This window comes from Leptospira perolatii, from assembly GCF_002811875.1.
GTDB classification, from domain to species: Bacteria; Spirochaetota; Leptospiria; order Leptospirales; family Leptospiraceae; genus Leptospira_B; species Leptospira_B perolatii.
The window spans coordinates 168,427-185,576 of sequence record NZ_NPDZ01000003.1 but is presented as its reverse complement, the minus strand read 5'-3'; the positions used below and the strand labels follow the sequence as shown (position 1 = coordinate 185,576).

16 protein-coding genes are annotated in these 17,150 nt (G+C 42.0%); 10 read left to right on the top strand and 6 right to left on the bottom strand.

Annotated elements, in window-relative coordinates:
* Window positions 1–4 precede the first annotated feature (4 nt).
* The gene (locus CH373_RS07010) at window positions 5–793 is read left to right on the top strand and encodes an SDR family NAD(P)-dependent oxidoreductase (protein ID WP_100712683.1); all 789 of its coding nucleotides are present in this window, start codon (window positions 5–7) and stop codon (window positions 791–793) included.
* Between the two features lie 45 nt (window positions 794–838).
* Here the strand turns inward: CH373_RS07010 and CH373_RS07005 are convergent, their stop codons facing one another.
* Window positions 839–2,581: a M61 family metallopeptidase gene (locus tag CH373_RS07005; RefSeq protein WP_165778791.1), complete on the bottom strand. Its 1,743-nt coding sequence runs from the start codon at window positions 2,579–2,581 to the stop codon at window positions 839–841.
* A 2-nt stretch (window positions 2,582–2,583) separates the two neighbouring features.
* A complete protein-coding gene (locus CH373_RS07000) occupies window positions 2,584–3,063 on the bottom strand; it encodes a peroxiredoxin (protein WP_100712682.1) in 480 nt (159 codons plus the stop codon).
* Window positions 3,064–3,210: 147 nt separating this feature from the next.
* On the opposite strand from CH373_RS07000, the gene CH373_RS06995 reads away from it, so the two are divergent.
* From CH373_RS06995 to CH373_RS06970, 6 genes are all read left to right on the top strand, one after another.
* Complete coding sequence (locus tag CH373_RS06995; RefSeq protein ID WP_100712681.1) at window positions 3,211–5,421, top strand: adenylate/guanylate cyclase domain-containing protein; 2,211 nt, start codon at window positions 3,211–3,213, stop codon at window positions 5,419–5,421.
* A 65-nt stretch (window positions 5,422–5,486) separates the two neighbouring features.
* Window positions 5,487–5,855, top strand: coding sequence for a hypothetical protein (locus CH373_RS06990; protein WP_100712680.1), 369 nt, complete (start codon window positions 5,487–5,489; stop codon window positions 5,853–5,855).
* A gap of 115 nt (window positions 5,856–5,970) precedes the next feature.
* Window positions 5,971–7,074, top strand: coding sequence for an MBL fold metallo-hydrolase (locus tag CH373_RS06985; RefSeq protein ID WP_100712679.1), 1,104 nt, complete (start codon window positions 5,971–5,973; stop codon window positions 7,072–7,074).
* 44 nt (window positions 7,075–7,118) lie between these two features.
* A complete protein-coding gene (locus CH373_RS06980; RefSeq protein ID WP_100712678.1) occupies window positions 7,119–7,925 on the top strand; it encodes an SDR family oxidoreductase in 807 nt (268 codons plus the stop codon).
* A 21-nt stretch (window positions 7,926–7,946) separates the two neighbouring features.
* Window positions 7,947–8,567, top strand: coding sequence for a trimeric intracellular cation channel family protein (locus CH373_RS06975; protein ID WP_100712677.1), 621 nt, complete (start codon window positions 7,947–7,949; stop codon window positions 8,565–8,567).
* 18 nt (window positions 8,568–8,585) lie between these two features.
* A complete protein-coding gene (locus CH373_RS06970; RefSeq protein WP_423789755.1) occupies window positions 8,586–9,878 on the top strand; it encodes an alanine racemase in 1,293 nt (430 codons plus the stop codon).
* Window positions 9,879–9,937: 59 nt separating this feature from the next.
* Here CH373_RS06970 and CH373_RS06965 read toward each other — a convergent pair whose 3' ends face one another.
* From CH373_RS06965 to CH373_RS06950, 4 genes are all read right to left on the bottom strand, one after another.
* Window positions 9,938–10,837, bottom strand: a complete 900-nt coding sequence (locus CH373_RS06965) for a tyrosine-type recombinase/integrase (RefSeq protein ID WP_100712675.1) — start codon at window positions 10,835–10,837, stop codon at window positions 9,938–9,940.
* 157 nt (window positions 10,838–10,994) lie between these two features.
* Window positions 10,995–11,534, bottom strand: a complete 540-nt coding sequence (locus CH373_RS06960; protein WP_100712674.1) for a shikimate kinase — start codon at window positions 11,532–11,534, stop codon at window positions 10,995–10,997.
* Window positions 11,531–12,382 (bottom strand): HDOD domain-containing protein, encoded by an 852-nt coding sequence (locus tag CH373_RS06955; protein ID WP_100712673.1) that lies wholly within the window; start codon window positions 12,380–12,382, stop codon window positions 11,531–11,533. The genes CH373_RS06960 and CH373_RS06955 overlap by 4 nt, the downstream gene beginning before the upstream one ends.
* Before the next feature lie 6 nt (window positions 12,383–12,388).
* Window positions 12,389–12,895: a chemotaxis protein CheD gene (locus tag CH373_RS06950; protein ID WP_100712672.1), complete on the bottom strand. Its 507-nt coding sequence runs from the start codon at window positions 12,893–12,895 to the stop codon at window positions 12,389–12,391.
* A gap of 227 nt (window positions 12,896–13,122) precedes the next feature.
* Between CH373_RS06950 and CH373_RS06945 the strand changes: the two genes are divergently transcribed.
* The 3 genes from CH373_RS06945 to CH373_RS06935 are packed head-to-tail and all read left to right on the top strand — an operon-like array spanning window position 13,123 to window position 17,099.
* Complete coding sequence (locus CH373_RS06945; RefSeq protein ID WP_100712671.1) at window positions 13,123–14,361, top strand: TraB/GumN family protein; 1,239 nt, start codon at window positions 13,123–13,125, stop codon at window positions 14,359–14,361.
* 5 nt (window positions 14,362–14,366) lie between these two features.
* Window positions 14,367–16,520 carry a 7TM diverse intracellular signaling domain-containing protein gene (locus CH373_RS06940; protein ID WP_243393297.1) on the top strand — a complete coding sequence of 718 codons (2,154 nt, stop codon included), beginning with the start codon at window positions 14,367–14,369 and terminating at the stop codon, window positions 16,518–16,520.
* An 18-nt stretch (window positions 16,521–16,538) separates the two neighbouring features.
* Window positions 16,539–17,099, top strand: coding sequence for a FlgO family outer membrane protein (locus tag CH373_RS06935; RefSeq protein WP_243393296.1), 561 nt, complete (start codon window positions 16,539–16,541; stop codon window positions 17,097–17,099).
* Window positions 17,100–17,150 lie beyond the last annotated feature (51 nt).

Sequence of the window (17,150 nt, the reverse complement as noted above, 5' to 3'; positions counted from 1 at the left end):
TGAGATGCAAATTATCGAGCCTAAACCCAATCGATTCGATCCAAATCATTCTTTCATTTTAGTTACAGGCGGTAGCGGGGGCTTTGGTAGATCATTAATTTCTCTGCTTTGTTCCGAAGGATTTTCGGTGATGAATTGGGACAAAGTACCTCCGGCAGAAAAAGTAAAGAATGAAATCTTTTTAGAGCTAGACTTAACTTCTATATTCCAAATAGAAACTGCTTGTGAAAACCTAAGAAAAGAATTTTTTCCTGTCACAGCTTCAATTGCAAGAGTGCCGAAACACTTAGTAGGATATGTGCATGCTGCCGGATACGGAGGGCCATATCATGCAATCACTGAGGTCTCTGTAGAAGAATGGGATGCGATCTTTTCTACCAACTTGCGATCCGCGTTCCAGATTACGAAAGCGATCCTGCCCGGATTCTCTTCCCAGAAATTTGGAAGGCTTGTATACCTCGCTTCTTCTCTCGCACTAAAAGGCAGTGCACATTCAGTCGCGTACTCCTCTTCCAAACACGGTTTGATCGGTTTCGTAAAATCGATCGCAGCAGAATGGGGAGAATTTGGGATCACGAGTAACGCAGTTAGCCCCGGATACATGGAGACCAAAATGGGAATCCAAGAGGATCAAGTGAATGATCACAGAAACAGAATTATAGAGATGACTCCTTCCAAAAAAATTGCGGACCCGATAGAAGTCGCGAGAGTCGTTCGATTTTTGTTAACCGAAGCTGCCGACTATGTCAATGGAGCAAACTGGACGATAGACGGAGGCATCACCGCTATCTAAAAGGATTCGCTGCAAATGCAAATCAACTCGCGAAGAATGTTCATTCTATCTTTTAGGCTGCTTTTCCGGCTCGGAAAGTTTTAGAAAGGTTTCTCTGAGTTTTGTCCTTTTTTCGTCTGACTTATCATTGATCCAGAGTTCGCACGAAGACGGTTTTTTGTCCATTTTGAGTTTTCTTTTGCCGATTGTTCCTCGTCTCGAAATCAGCAAATTCACTTTCTGCCCAGGTTTATATTTCTTTAATATATCTTTGAAATTTCCCGGCAAAACTCTTGTGCCGTCAATTGCAATCCATTCATCTCCTACGCTTAGGTCCGAATCACGGATTGCTTTTGAAAAGTTTACTTTATGCAAAACTAATCTTCCTTTTTCCTCTTTCACTCTAAAACCTGGTTCTAGAGAGGGCGAAGAAGCGGATCTTTCTATCCCAATAAGAGATAAGTATCTTTCGAATGGAATCTTCTTGGAATTCGTAATATATGTATCGAATTCCTGCTTAAGATCGACTGAGGTGGCCTTCTTTGCGCATTGGTAGAATTCTGCTTTAGTAAACCCCCTTTTCTTTTTCAGATAATAGAAGTCGTGCAACTCTGTCATTACATCTAACATCGATTTGGCTCCTTTGGTTTCTGCCAAGATGTGCAAATGCATACAGAGGGATAGGATCGCCCCTTTGGTATAATAAGAGATCCCGGTGTTCTGAAAATTTGGATCGTTCGGGCGATTGTAATATTTGGTCCAAGCGGTAAAACTGGACTCCTCAAGACTCATCCAGGATTCACCTTCGGAATCCTCTAACTCCGTAATATCTTTCCATAATTTGTGAATGTATTGTTGCGGAGTATAAATCCCGGATAGAAGCATAAAGTATGCGTCGAAAAAGCTGGTAATCCCTTCCGCGATCCAGAGTTCTTTGGTCAAATTCGGTTTTTGATAGTCGAACGGCCCAAGCGCAATCGGTCGAATTCGTTTCACATTCCAGTGATGGAAATATTCATGGGAAAGCAGCTCAATTAGGTTTCTGTAATTCTCCGGGCTTGACATCCCTAGAGGATCGAATTGGTTAATACTGGAATTCATGTGTTCCAATCCACCGTAGGAATTGTCACTCATGTCCAGTACGAATAAATACCTTTTATTCTGAGTCCCCTTCATCAAAGAGATTTGTTTTGAGACTACTTGCTGTAAATCTTTTAGAATTCTTTGCTTATCCTGACTTGAGACTTCCCCCAAGACCACGAACTCGAATTTGCAATCCACGACATCAAAATGTAGTGCTTTTTCATTTGTTAAGAGAATTGGACAATCGAATAACTCATCGGTGGACTTTGCCAACCAAGCTAATTTGGAGCCTTCCTTTTTTTCTAATCCTGTGTAACAATATTTAAAAGGAGACAAACTTCTCCAGGTGACTTCCCATTTTGTGTCCGGCATTTCCTTGGGGTATAGGAACGTAGCAGGTGGATGAAGTAGAATCAATTCGGAAGTAAAATAATTCGTTCTTACAGTATGTTCGAATCCGTGTACTATATAAGAAATCTTGAAAGTTTCTCCTTTGGAGTTTACTTTCCAAGTATCCAAATCGACCTGCTCAATTGTATGATCCGATTTAGCGTTTTCTAATCGTATTTTGTGAATGGATTTCGCATAATCCCTGATTTTATAGGAACCAGGGGACCAGGTAGGGATGCTGAGATAGGTTTCCTTCTTTTTGGGATGGACTTCCATTTCCACCCGTAGATAGTGTAGATGAGGTTGGTAAGTTTCTAAGTGTATCTTTACGCTCACGCTTAGGCTTTGACCGCCTTCAGGATCGCATCTAACGTTTCAGATACCGTTTTTGTCGGATCCACTTTCCTCCAGACTTTCTGAATCACACCGTCAGGGCCTACCAAAAAAGTATCTCTCGATAGTCCTTTGAAGACTCTCCCTTGCCATTCTTGGTCGCCGTATACACCCAAGGTTCCGCTCAACTTGTGTTCCGGATCGGAAAGAAGAGGGAAGCTGAGATTGTACTTCGAAATGAAATTCGAATGACTCCCTAGAGAATCTGAACTGATCCCAAAGACTTTCGCTCCGGCTTTTTCGAATTCTCCCAGATTATCCCGGTAAGAGCAAGCCTGCTTGGTGCAACCAGGAGTATCATCTTTTGGATAGAAGTAGAGTAGAGTCCAAGAACCTTCGCCATCTTTGGGAAGGTGAACCATCTTCCCCTCCGAACTTTCCAAATTTACTTCAGGCAATCTTTTGCCCTCCCAATTGTCGGACATATTTTCCCTCCTTTTCGACTAAGGATAGTTGTACTGGAATTCCCACTGACGGAAAGGAAAAAATTCATTTAAATAACTTGAAATATGATTCTTTTCCCCATCAAATAATACGGACCTAAATTTTCCATCGGTCCGATACACAAACGTATGGCGAATACACAAAAAACCGGGTTCACCGCGGAAAAGCTATCCCTATTTCTAATTGCATATTTTTTAATAATCTCATCTATTTTTGGCCAGGAACAAACCAACGGAAGATCCTGGAAGAATATAGATCTAAAAAGTCTGAACTGGTTTGCCATCGAAGGGTATCGCGACGACTATAAGAAAGGCTTTGATCCCAATCAATCTCAGGTTCGTAAGATTACTACCTTCCCTGTTGTGTTAAACGAAGTTTTTCAGGTTCCCGTCGGAGAAGGCACCAAAGAGTTTACTCTTTTTACGAAATTTGAATTGGACGAGGATCTAAATTCACAAATTTTCCTCGAACCGTTGCATTTGCTTTTGGCATCCATTGGTGAAAACTGGGAAGTTTTTTTAAACGGAAACTCTCTAAAGCAGGAAATTTACTTAGATAACGAAAAATCCGTAATCGCGAGGAGAACGGTCCGAGATCTGAAACTTCCTGTGGATTCTAGTCTCTTGAAAAAGGGGGAAAATCTTCTCGTATTTCGTTTGTTAGGTGATGCGCCCGCGAGCGGAATTTCCGGAAATCCGGATTTAGGTTTTTATTTGGACGGTGAGTATTCTCTTTCTGTCCAGGCTAGTTTTGCTCCGGATCCTGCAACACTTCTGAACCTTTGCCTAAATACGATTTATGTATTTTTCGGTTTGTACCACCTTCTTATTTTTTCCAAGCGAAGTAAGGACAAATACAACCTCTACTTCGGCATCTTTTCCGTGATGATGGCTGTTTATTCGCTGTCTCGTTCCTCTTTGGCATTCGATACGATTCATGATACTTCGTGGATCACTCGAGTGGAATACGGCTCTGTGGCGATGCTGAGTCCTCTATTTCTTTTATTTTTGCACGATTATTTTTACGGAATCGCGAGGCCGAACCTTCCTATCCTCGTGATTTTTCTTTGGTGCACTGGGATCTTTCTTTTTTCTATTCTGGGTCCTTTTAAGTATCTGATGACCAGCCTTCGGATCTGGCAGATTTCACTTTTGCCTACACTTATTTATTTAATGTATTTTATCGGAAAGTCCGTGTACCTTCGCAAGAAAGACGCATCCCTCATGGCGATCAGCATGTTTATCATCATATTCATCGCAGTGTACGACGTGATCGATTCCATGTTCTTTCAGTCGGGGATACGATTTACACAATTTGCATATTTGTTATTCGTAATTTCCTTAACTACGATTTTGGCAAATAGATTCATCGACCTCTACAAACAATCTGAGGATCTGAACATAGAGCTGAGTCACCAAAAGTTGGAGCTCGCCAGACAGAAAAACGCTTTTTTCCGTTTCGTTCCGATCCAATTTTTGAGCGTGTTAGGCAAGGATTCTGCAGTAGATGTAAGCCTGGGGGATTCTGCGTTAAGAGAAATGAGCGTACTGTTCACGGACATCCGCTCCTTTACTACAATTTCAGAGAAGATGACCCCGGAGGAAAACTTCCAATTTATCAACGGCTACTTGGCGAGGATGGAACCCTTGATTCAAAAGTATGAGGGGTTCGTGGATAAGTTTATGGGGGATGCAATTCTTGCATTATTCTCCGCAGAGGGAAATGGTCCTGGATGGGAAGAGAAGTCCGCCGCGGACAGAGCAGTACTCGCCGCAGTCGAGATGAGAAAAAGAGTGAGGGAGATAGAAAAGGAAGTCAAAGGCGGACATCTCAAGGGAATCAAGATCGGAATCGGAATTAATACAGGAAATCTAATGCTCGGAACTGTAGGCTCTTCTGACAGATTGGATACAACGGTGATCGGAGATACAGTGAATGTGGCTTCTAGATTGGAAAGTCTTACTAGCCTTTACAAAGCGGATATACTGATCACTCAGCATACCTTATCAAGAATGACCATCGGAGATCATGTCTCCGTCCGCGAGGTGGACTCGGTTGTAGTAAAAGGTAAGAGCCAACCGATCATCATCTACGAAATCTATGAAGCAGATGAGCCGCATATTAAGAAATTGAAAGATTCCACATTAGCCTTGATTTCGCGCGGAATCATTTTGTACAAAGTAGGAAACTTTAAAGAAGCATTGATAAACTTTGAACAGGCTCTCAAAGTATTTCCGGAAGACATCGTTCCAATTTTGTATCGCAAACGATGCCAAGAATACATGGAATCTCCTCCCTTAGGAAATTGGGTAGGCGTCCAGCATCTGTTTGAAAAATAAGTCCCCGAGCCGAGAATGTTTTTTTTCGCTTTGCGAGCACGGTACTAAATGAAATTCTTATCCGGATGATTTCTTATACAATTTATAAACTTTTACATGTCCTCGGAATACTGATGCTATTTCTGGCATTTGGTGCAATCGCATTACATACAATGAACGGCGGAACCAGACAAAACGCCCCTAGGAAACTGATCGCACTCACACATGGGATCGGCCTCTTTTGCATACTTTTGGGCGGTTTCGGAATGCTCGCAAGATTGGGAATTCACTGGCCTTGGCCGGGTTGGATCATCGCTAAGATTGCTGTCTGGTTGGTTTTCGGTCTATCTTTGACCTTGTTTTATAGAAAGCCTGAATTCTCCAAGATTCTATGGTTTGTACTGCCGGCTCTAGGCACTTTGGTAGCCTATTTCGCGATGTACAAACCTTTCTAAAAAGGAAAGTGATCGGGTCCTGTGTCTTTACGATTGCATTTTCGTAAGACTCAGGATTCTTCTCCGTTGACAAGCGATTCTAAATTCTAGCAAACTATCTTTAAGAGACGTTTCCATGGCCAAAGCATCCAAACCTAAAAGCAGTTCCCCACAGAAGAAAAAAGATCACTCGATTAAACCGATGAAAGATTTTGTAGGTTCCAGAAGACATTCTTCTCCTCTGGAGAGACTTGCAGATGTCCGCAAAAGGGCTGTTAGGTTTCGAGAGCGCATGCTTTCCGGTCCTCAGATCGTTTTTTACAAATCTTACGACCTGATCCGTGTGCCTTATCCAACAAAATATGGATTGTTAAACGCATTCAGTCTTCCGACTCCGTTCATGCATATCATGAATCGTCTATTTATTGTTCAGTATAAAACTTCGGAAGGAATTAAGACTTTATTATTCTCCCCGTCGGATGTGCACGCAAACGCAGAAACTCCTTTTTTCAAAAGGTTGGCGACCGGATATGGACCTTTTAATGAAATCGGCAAAAAGATCATAGCTCCGATTCAAAATACCGTCGAAGACTGTTTGGCGGATGTTGGAATTTCACCGGCAGAGGTGGACTATATTTCTTACGATCACCTCCATACACAGGACCTTCGTAAATGGTTAGGTGCAAATGGCCAGCCCGGATATTTTCCGAACGCAAAACTTCTAGTGATGAAGGAAGAATGGGAATCTGTCCAGGGCTTAATTCCTCCTCAGTCTGACTGGTATTGCCCGAACGGAACCGGCGGAATTGCAATGGAGCAGGTGATGGTCTTGGATTCGGATGTAGAACTAGGCGGAGGAGTGGCACTAGTAAGAACTCCGGGACACACTTACGGGAATCACAGTCTAGTCGCTCATACTCCGGAAGGTCTTTTTGTGACTAGTGAAAACGGTGTTTCGGCGGATAGCTTTGCACCTTTAAAATCTAGAATTCCGGGAGTGAGAAAGTTCGCAAAGTCTACAGGTATGGAAGTGGTCTTAAACGGAAATACCCTCGAGATCGGATTAGATCAGTATATTTCGATGGTGATGGAAAAGGAAATCGCAGGTCCATCGGCCCGCAATCCCGAATTTTACAATGTCATGCCATCCTCTGAAATGACCGGATTTTGGCTTTTTCCGGGCACATCTCCTACATTCAGCATCGGTAAATTAGAATTCGGTAAAGTCTATCGACCTTAAGGATCTGTTCTACTAGGATTTGATTTCCGAAAAAGGAAAACGACATGAAAATCTTAATTACTGGCGCAAGTGGGGGCTTGGGGAAAAAACTCGCAGAAGACGCATTTGCGAAAGGACACGAAATTTTTCTCACGGACATCAATCAAAAGGCTTTATCGATATTTGCGTCCAAGTGGAAGGCGGAGAAGAAAAGAGTTTTGGTTTCCAAGCTGGATGTTACCTCCGCGGTCGAATGGAAAAAGGTCGTGGATCTTGCGTATAAAAACTGGGGCAGATTGGATATCTTAATGAATATAGCGGGATATTTGCTACCCGGTTATCTGCAAAACGTTACTTCCAAAGACATAGATAGACATATCGATATTAACGCGAAAGGATTGATGTACGGAACCAGAGAGGCTGCCTCAAGAATGATCCCTCAAGGTGGAGGTCATATTATCAATATTGCATCCTTAGCCGGTATCGCTCCAATTCCTGGAATCTCTCTCTACAGTGCCTCGAAGTACGCGGTGAGAGGATTTTCCATTGCTGTCGCTCAGGAACTCCGGGAACAAAACGTATTTGTTTCGGTGGTATGTCCTGACGCGATCAAAACTCCAATGCTAGATTTACAAAAAGATTATGAAGAAGCTTCGATGACTTTTTCAGGAGGAAAAGTTCTAACAGTAGAATCCGTATCCAAGATTATTTTTGATAGAGTGATTCCGAAGAAGCCTCTCGAAGTCATGATTCCTACATCAAGAGGATTGCTCGCAAAAATCGGGAATTTCTTTCCGAATCTGAATTTTCTGATAGGTCCTTCGATCCGCAAAAAGGGTAGGAAAAAGCAGGCTAGTTACTCCAAGAACTAACCTGTAGTAAGAACGATCCGGATGACTTTTTCGAACGCAATCGAACTTTTCGGGATCATGGTTTTTGCGATTTCCGGGGCTTTAGCTGCTTCGGACAAAAAGACCCACCACAACGATCTGTTTAGTGTATTTTTCACAGGGTTTTTGACCGCAATCGGTGGAGGTACTTTGAGAGACATTACCCTAGGAAACTATCCGGTTGCCTGGGTAAGAGACTCCAATGTTCTTTGGTCGATTCTTGCCGGATTTTTGCTCACTGTCGCGCTTGCAAAATATTTAATTCAGTTTCGAAGAACATTATTTTTATTTGATACGATTGGGACTGGAATATTTACGGTCATCGGAACCAGAATTTCTCTTTCTTATGGAGTGAATCCGTTTGCGGCGGTCATACTAGGAATGGTCTCCGCAGTTTTTGGCGGAGTCATCCGAGATACCTTGATCAATGAAATTCCGGTGATTTTTCGAAAAGAAATCTATGCGACCGCTTGTATCGCCGGGGCGATTCTTTATATTTTTCTGGATTTCCTAGATATAAACCGCGAATGGAATACGGTTATTTCCGCGAGTGCAATTATTGCGATTCGAGTAGTCGTCGTAAAATACAATCTGTCTCTGCCTCAATTTAAAATCCCGGAGTGAGAATCTACAATGATCGGAATTTATCGGCCTGCTTCCAAAATTAAATGGATCCTTATCTTACTCGTTTCCCTGCTAATTCTTTTCCTTTTTCTTAAACCGGGAGACAAGGGTGCTCCTTACGAGGAATATTATCGAAATCTAAACAATGAATTAAAGACAAATGGAAAGGGGAAGCCGATCGTACTTCTGGATTTGGACCGATTGGACGAAAATTTAGTTCTTCTACGGCAAAAACTCTCTCCACCTTTAAAATACAGAGTTGTAGTAAAATCACTGCCATCTTTGGATCTGCTAAGGTATATCACGAAAAGTACAGGAAGTACTCGACTGATGGTATTCCATTCCGGGGATATCGTGATGCTCTTAAACGACTCCGAATTTCGAAATTTTGATATTCTATTGGGAAAACCTATGCCGGTATCTGCGATCTCGGATATCTACTCAAAGACATTGAAGGACAGTTTCCAAAAGGTTAGATGGCTGGTTGATACCCAAGAAAGACTGGAGGAGTATCTAGCCTTTGCACAAAAGGAAAAGCTGCTTTTGAAAATCAATTTGGAAATAGATATCGGATTGCATAGAGGAGGATTTCCGAATCCAGCAAGTGTAACCGGTACCTTACAAAAGATTCAAGCCAATCCGGAAACTTTAAGTTTTTCAGGGTTTATGGGGTACGAACCACATATCGCTTCGGTTCCGGTTATTTTCGGGGACAAGATAATCGCTCAGGAAGAGGAGCTCAAAAAATCTATTTTTCTATATTCTGAATTTATAAAATTAGGAAAGGAGGAATTTCCTAAATTGTTCACGGGAGACGTTGTGTTTAACGGAGGTGGAAGCAAGACCTATCGTTTTTATCAGTCGCAAGGAGGTCCGGTGGATGATATCTCAGTCGGTTCTGCACTCGTAAAACCCACGGATTTCGACGTTCCTAGTTTAGAAGAGCACAAGCCTGCGGTTTTGATCGCAACGCCTATCCTAAAGAGGCTGGAAGGTACAACGATCCCGTTTTTGGAATCAATATCTTTTCTGTTTCCGCTTTGGGATCCAAACCAGGAGCTGACATATTTTACCTACGGAGGCGCCTTCTCTGCAAAAAAGGAATCTCCTAGAGGATTGCAGGACAATTCGTTGTATGGAACGAGTACAAACCAAGGGATTCTGAACGGATCCAGAAAAACCGATTTGTTTCCAAATGATTATGTGTTTTATCGACCGACCCAAAGTGAAAAAGTTATGGCAGAATTGGGCGAGATCCATTTGCTCAGAAGGGGAAAACTAGTCGGAACCTGGAAAACTTTCGTAAATTAGCTAGGAGGAAATGCGAAAGGTAATTTCCCCGATCGCAATTTATCCTAGTCTGTAACTCGTCAGTTGAGTTTGTATTTTTTTCGAATATCCTTTAGGGCGTCTTCGATATGCTTTCTTCGAACCGAAGTCCTTAAATTCTTTCGGATCGGAAGATAACTTTCCGTGCTTGCAAGACTTTGGTGTCCCAAAAAGTCCTTAACGTTTTCTATATGCTTTCCCTCTGCCAAAAGATGAATCGCTCTGCTATGTCTTAGCGTAAATAGAGTCACTTGGTTTTTCAGACCTGCTTGGGTGGAAAGATCTCCCACGAGTCTTTCCATATTTCTGGAGGTTAAAGGTTTATCCGGATACTTTCCGGGAAAAAGATATTTCCCTTTCTTTTCTCCTCCGGTTTCTTTTTCATATTTTTTTAATATTTTGAGAAGTTCACCTTCGAGCAAGATTGTCCTAGCCTGCTTTGGAACGGAAGATTTCACTTCCAAGATTTTCTTTCCAAAATCGATTTGATCCCATTTTAGATTTACGATTTCTCCCACTCTAAGCGCACCGAAATAGGCAAGGGCGCAAATCGTGTTTGATCTAGGGTTACCGTTAGCGGAGCCCAACAGGCTATAAATTTCCTTTGGCAATAAAGCCTTTGGAGTTTTATATTCTCTTGCTGGTCTTTTAAATTCTTCGAATATATTCATATTCATGACTTCTTCGAAGAAAATTTTCAGCGAACTGATATTGATTTGGATCGTTGATGCCGACACCCTTTTTTTACGAAGTTGATCGATATATCTTTCGATGTCCTTCGTAACGACCTTTTCCGCAGGCTTATCCGCAAAAATAAGAAAGTCTAAATTGTACTTTAGATATGTATATTCAGTAGCCTTCTTATAACTCCTTTGTCGGATCAATTTGACGAGCTTTTCGAAAGAAGCTTTGTTCTTCTTCGGTACTTCTGTTTCTATCATACAGGACCTCTAGTTCGTTCATTTAGTCTTGGTCTTAGAGTATTCCGCCCTGGTCCATCTAACGTTTGGGAGGATTTTTCGGTCGTCGGTCTCTATTTAAAATGACAACCGATGCAAATAATTTATCTAAGTGCGAAAATCGTAAAGTGATTTCTGATTAGATCCAGGAAGCTCTTTTCAGGATCTCGTCGCAGATATCTTCGGTTTTTCGATCGCCTAGATTTAACTGCACATCTGACGAAGCCCTGTAATGTGGCAACCTAGATTCTAAAAGATTTCTGTATGATATTTCATTGCTCAGCGAGGGCCTTGTAGGATCGTTTTGAACCTTTTCGATCAAAAAGTCGATGGGTCTAGATAAGGAAAATACGATAGAGATTTTTCTCAGGAGCTGTATTTTTCTCTCACTTGGGATTTCCCTTCCTGAAGAATCCAGATCAAAAAGAATTCCGCCTCCGCAGTCTAAAATGATTCCGTCGGAGTTTTGGATTCTCTCTAAAATTCTAAATTCTAATTCTCTAAAGGGTCTCCAATCCCCCGAGCTTTTCTTGATAAAGTCCGGAATTGCAATTCCGCCATTTTCATACACCGCGATCATGTCTGTAGAAAGTACCGGTCTTCCGGTAATTTTGGAGAGTCTTCTGGAAATTTTGGATTTGCCGACCCCTCTAGGGCCGATCAAAGAAATATTCTTCAAACGCTGATTAGCTCCGCGATATGCTTTGCCATTTCCGGTAATAATGTGTAGTACATTTGCAAATCGGCGTCGGTAACACGTGTTACTTGGATGGCTTTGTTTGAGAGTGGTGTACGCAAGCCTCCTATGTCAATTCCCATTCCGCCGAGTATCACGATCATATGGGCGATATGCACTACAGAAACCAGCTCCGGATATTTTTCGGCCTTTTCTGGCTCTGAATAGTAGTGGGCCACGTCGATGAATTCCTCTGGAAAATGCCATTTCTCTAATAGCTTTGCACCTACTTCTTCGTGAGTATATCCGAAGTATTTTCTCTCGAGCTCTGCATAAGGCCTTTGGAAGTTCTGTAATTCAGTTCTAAACTGTAGGATGACTTGAGGAAAGAACTCGGAGAGGATTACTTTTCCCACATTGTGCAACAGTCCTGCAGTGAATGCAACGTCCTTATCGAACTTAAACTTTTTCTGAACTGTGATCCGCATGGATAGCTCTGCAACAATCAGGCTGTGCAGCCAGTTTGCTTCTCCGTCTACCTGGTAACCCTTTAAATCTTTTTTCAGAATTCCTTTTGCTTCGGTTAATAGAACGATTTCCTTTACTGCCTTGGTTCCCAAGGCCATTAAGGATTCTTGAACAGTTTTTACAGGTTTGGCAGGTCGATAGTATGCTGAGTTAGATAACTTTATAACCGCCGCAGTCAATCCTGGATCCTTGGAAATTTCTTTGGATAAATCCGGAATAGACACATCTGGATTACTCACCATCTCCATCACTCTCGTAACGATAGATGAAATCTTTGGAAGCTGGGCCTCATTTTGAAAGAGCTGGTCTATCTTTTCCTTCATAACCGCTTACCTGACCTTGTAGAGGTACTTTTCGAATCCGCCTTTTTTCAGCAGAATTCTACCGTCGTCTAGATAGAGACTGATCGTCCTACCTTCGTTCCCACCCACATCTTCAACCAGAAGAGGTATTTTTTCCTTTTCCAGGAACTCCTTCGCCATCGAAATATTCTGCTCACCAATGTTTTGCAGAAAACTAGAACTCATACCTTTGAACATAGAAGCTCCACCAAATAGACGAGCAAAATACTCACCTTTGTGGCATCCAAGCTCTGCCATTTTTTTGATTAGTTCAGGAAGGGAAGTCGTAGCATATTTGAGCGGATTTTTTACCGAATCCTTTCCGCTCGGATCGGCGGCCAGCATGATATGAGCCATGGCACCGACTTTCTTATCAGGAGAATAGAGTACTACTCCGATGCAGGATCCCAAAGTAGTTCGGAGTACAGCAGGGGATTGTCCTCCCTGTAAATCTGCGATTCCGATATTAATGATCTTTACGTCTTTATTAAGCATGTCCTATGGAACTTACCAAGTAGTTTGAATAGTAATCAGGAAAAAGAATCGATAAAATGTACAATCATTGTTTTGTTCCTTCAAATCTTTTTTCCTGTTCCGAAATAGTCCCTTAATTCCTAACTTACAGGACGATAAAATCGGAAAAATCCTGGCAGTTTTCGCTTAGAGCTTTCAAAAATTGAGTTTCAACTACTCCCAGATGAAGAAAACTCATCTGAAATCGAATGGAATCCGTACCAACATTGAACCCTACTCAGACCCCGAGCAACGAGCCAATCCGAAAGGTGAAGATCGCCGGATCTGAGGTATTAATTCTCGGCACCGCTCATATCAGCAGCAAAAGTATCGAAGAAGTATCTAGAATCGTAAACGAAGAGAATCCCGACGTGATTTGTGTGGAGCTCTGCGCTTCCAGAATGAGATCTGTGAAAGATCGCCAGCATTGGGAAAAACTGGACATTTTCAAAGTTTTTAAAGAACGCAAAATGTGGCTTTTGCTTTCTAGCCTGATCCTTTCCTCTTTTCAAAAGAAATTGGGGCACGGAAGCATACGTCCCGGAGACGAGATGCGACGCGCGATTTCGGAATCGGAAAAAACCGGCGCCAAGTTATTCCCTGTGGATCGGGAGATTTCTACCACTCTGAAGAGGGCTTGGTGGAAAGTAGGTTTTTGGGACAGAATGCTCCTATTTTCCGCTCTCATCACTTCTTTGTTCGTCACCGAAGAGATCCCGCCCGAAAAAATCGAAGAGATGAAATCGGACGATGTTCTGAAGGATCTCTTTTCGCAACTTCCTAAACGATATGATTCGGTAAAAAACGTAATCATAGACGAAAGGGACCAGTATCTAGCTCAGAGAATTAGAGAAGCCGCCAAACACGGTAAGAAAGTTTTTGCAGTAGTAGGCGCCGGACATTTGAACGGGATCATGGATCATATCCAGGAAGATCGTTCCGTGACTCACTTGGATGAGATTCCCAAAAAAGGAATTTGGGATCAGATTCGACCATTTGTATTTCCGGTCATCTTGCTTTCGTTAGTTGGTACGGTCTTTTTGCATGGAGACAGCGACCAAGGCCAAGATTTTTTGATTCGCTGGGTTTTGGTAAAGGGCAGCTTGGCCGCGTTAGGCGCCGTGATAGCTCTGGCTCATCCCTTATCGATTATTGCCGCTTTCCTAGCAGCACCAGTCGGAAATTTTAATCCAATCATCAAACCGGGCTGGGTTGCGGCCTTGATTGAATCCTGGCTAAGAAAACCTCTCGTGCAAGATTTTGAAAAGATCGCTGAAGATTCTGAGCGCTGGAAAGGATACTGGCAGAATAATGTAATTCGAATTTTTCTAGTTTTCACTTTACCGCAATTGGGAAGTAGCATCGGTACTTTTATCGTTACAGCAAATTTATTTCAGGCAGTTAGCAGGATTCTATCTGGCTGGATCGGTAAAATTTTGGGCGGTTAGAGAATATGAATGCAAACTCTGAAATGCAAAACAGAAAGTTGTTATGTACTTTTTTCTGTATTGTGTTTCTATTGTTTGTAGCATCTCCGACATTTGCTCAGGCAGGATCCGCACCTTCCTCAGATCGGTTTTCAATTTCCGAAAAGATCACTGAGACCTCTCTTCTTCCCTACTTGAAAATTTATAAGGACGAGACCGGAAAGCTTGGTTTTCTGGAAGCATCAAAGTTATACAAGCAAGGGAAATTCGAATCGCTGACAACAAACAGTATCGGGTATTCTAAGGCTGCGATTTGGGTTTGTATCAAAGTAGAAAATACTCTACCGAAAGTCTCAAAGTGGATTTTAGAAATAGATTATGCTTTGCTCGATTATATAGATCTTTTCACCTCCGAGTCTGGGGCAAAGCCTCTATACGCAACCGGGGATATGAAGAAGTTCGGTTCTAGACCGATCGAACATAGAAATTTCGCCTTTCGTTTTGACGAGGCCCCCAAGTCCCAAAAAGAGATCTATTTTAGAATTGCATCATCCAGCTCAATCATCCTTCCTTTTATCGCATTCACCCAAAACGAGTTCGGAGAACACGTGTTATACGAGCAGCTAGCACTAGGTTTTTATTATGGATCTATGCTAGTAATGGTGATCTACAACCTGTTTTTGCTTCTTTCTACGCGGGATAAGAGTTACCTCTTCTATGTTTCTTATATACTGAGTTATATTTTGTTTCAGTTCACTCTTAATGGCCTTTCGTTCCAATATTTATGGAGAAACTCGGTCTGGTGGGGAAACTATAGTTTGCCATTTCTGATCTTCTGTACTCTTTCGAATGCGGCGATCTTCAGTCGTTCTTTTTTGCAATCGAGACGATTTACTCCAACTGCGGATAAAATCTATTTTGCAGTGATCGGCCTGAACGCGATCGGTATGATCGGAACCCTATTCGTATTCGAATATAGAATCGCGATAGTGGCTAGTATAGTTTCCATGTTTTTAACTCTTGGATTCAGTATTTTTAATGGATGGCAATGTCTGATTCGGGGAAATAAAACTGCACGGTTCTTTTTATTGGCGTGGACCCTTTTTGTGACTTTCAGTTTCCTATTCGGCTTAAAGTCTTTTGGAATACTTCCGAATAATTTCTTCACTCTTTGGGGGATTCAGGTCGGCTCGGTCATGGAAGTAAGTTTGCTTTCTTTGGGATTGGCAGATCGAATCAAAGGACTTTCGGAAGAGCTTGGTGCGAAAGCAAGCGAACTCCAAAAGATCCGTCTGAGTGTAGAGGAATCCGAAGCAAAGTACAGAAGCTTATTCGAGGCCGAGGAAGATTTTCTTTTTTCTTTAGATCAGAATTGGTTTATACTGACTGCAAATCGTTCCGTTTCCAAACACCTCGGATTTCGACCTGCGGATCTAGTCGGAAAGAATTTCATGGAGATAGTTTATAAGCAGGGTGAATTACAAGATGCTTATACTAAGCTCTATGTTTTGGAGAAATTAGAGGAATTATTATCCGAAGAAAAGCCGATTCGATTTCAGACCGAGTTTATGCAAAAATACTTGCGGGAACCAAAAGAGTTGCAGGTCCAATTTCAAATACTGGAATACGAGGGGCAGAAGGAAATTTTAGGCCGAGCCTTCGAACCGGACCAAGATTTGAGCTCTAGGTTTTTGGATGATGAGAAAATCACCTATTCCACGAATAATTATCTTCAGAACGCGGAACTAGTGAGCCAAAGATTGACCGTGAATCTATATCGTTTTACGGATCCTGCGACAATTGCTGCTATCCGAAATTGTTTGCGGGAAATGATCATCAATGCGATCGAACACGGGAATTTGAATATTAGCTTTGATGAAAAAACGAAAGCCATGGCCGACGGCAATTATTTTAAATTCATTCAGAAGAGACAAAAAGATCCTTATTATAAAGACAAGAAAGTAAAAGTGGAATATTCACTTTCCAGAAATCGGATTGGAGTCAGAATTACCGACGAAGGCCGGGGCTTCAATCATGCACGCCTTTTAAAGAATGATTTGGACACAATCAATTTGCAGGGACTGAGTCACGGAAGAGGATTGACTTTGGCTCGGGCAACATTCGATGTAGTTAGGTTCAATAGTGCCGGAAACCAAATCTCGGTCGTAAAATACTTTTAACGAGAGCGAAATACTAAAATGAAAAAATCTGATGGAATATTCGTTTATTCAGCTATTTTAATGTTCTCCTTCTTCTTTTCTTCCTGCGCCTCAATATCCAAAAACAATAAATTTTCGGATTTTCCGGATGCAATTCAGTCACTGTCTGGGGATTTAAGAACCCAATTCGAGTCTTCGGTTAAGGCTTCTGGAGGAAAGGTCCCGGCAAAACTTGCGGTGTTGAATATCGCAAACGAGGACGGAATTATTTCGAATTTAGGCCGTTCTCTTACTGACAAGATGATCCGCGAGCTATTCCAATCTAAAACTTTTATTTTGCTGGAAAGGGATCGGCTCAATAAAATCATCGGAGAGCAGAGTTTTCAGAAAAGCGGTTTGGTACTATCCGATGAAATGGTTTCGATCGGAAAATTATCAGGCGCGGAATATTTGCTTTTAGGTCAGATTTCTTTTCAAGACCAGGACTTTTTGCTAAATGTAAGAATCGTTTCTCTTAGCGGAGTGATTCTTGCCACTTCGGAAGTGGTGTTCGCGTCCAATGACGAAACTTTTTCCAAATTTAGAGAAGTTTCAAAATAGTCGTTCGCATTCTTAGGAGAATAGGTGTTCGTAGCTTTCAAGGTCCGCTAT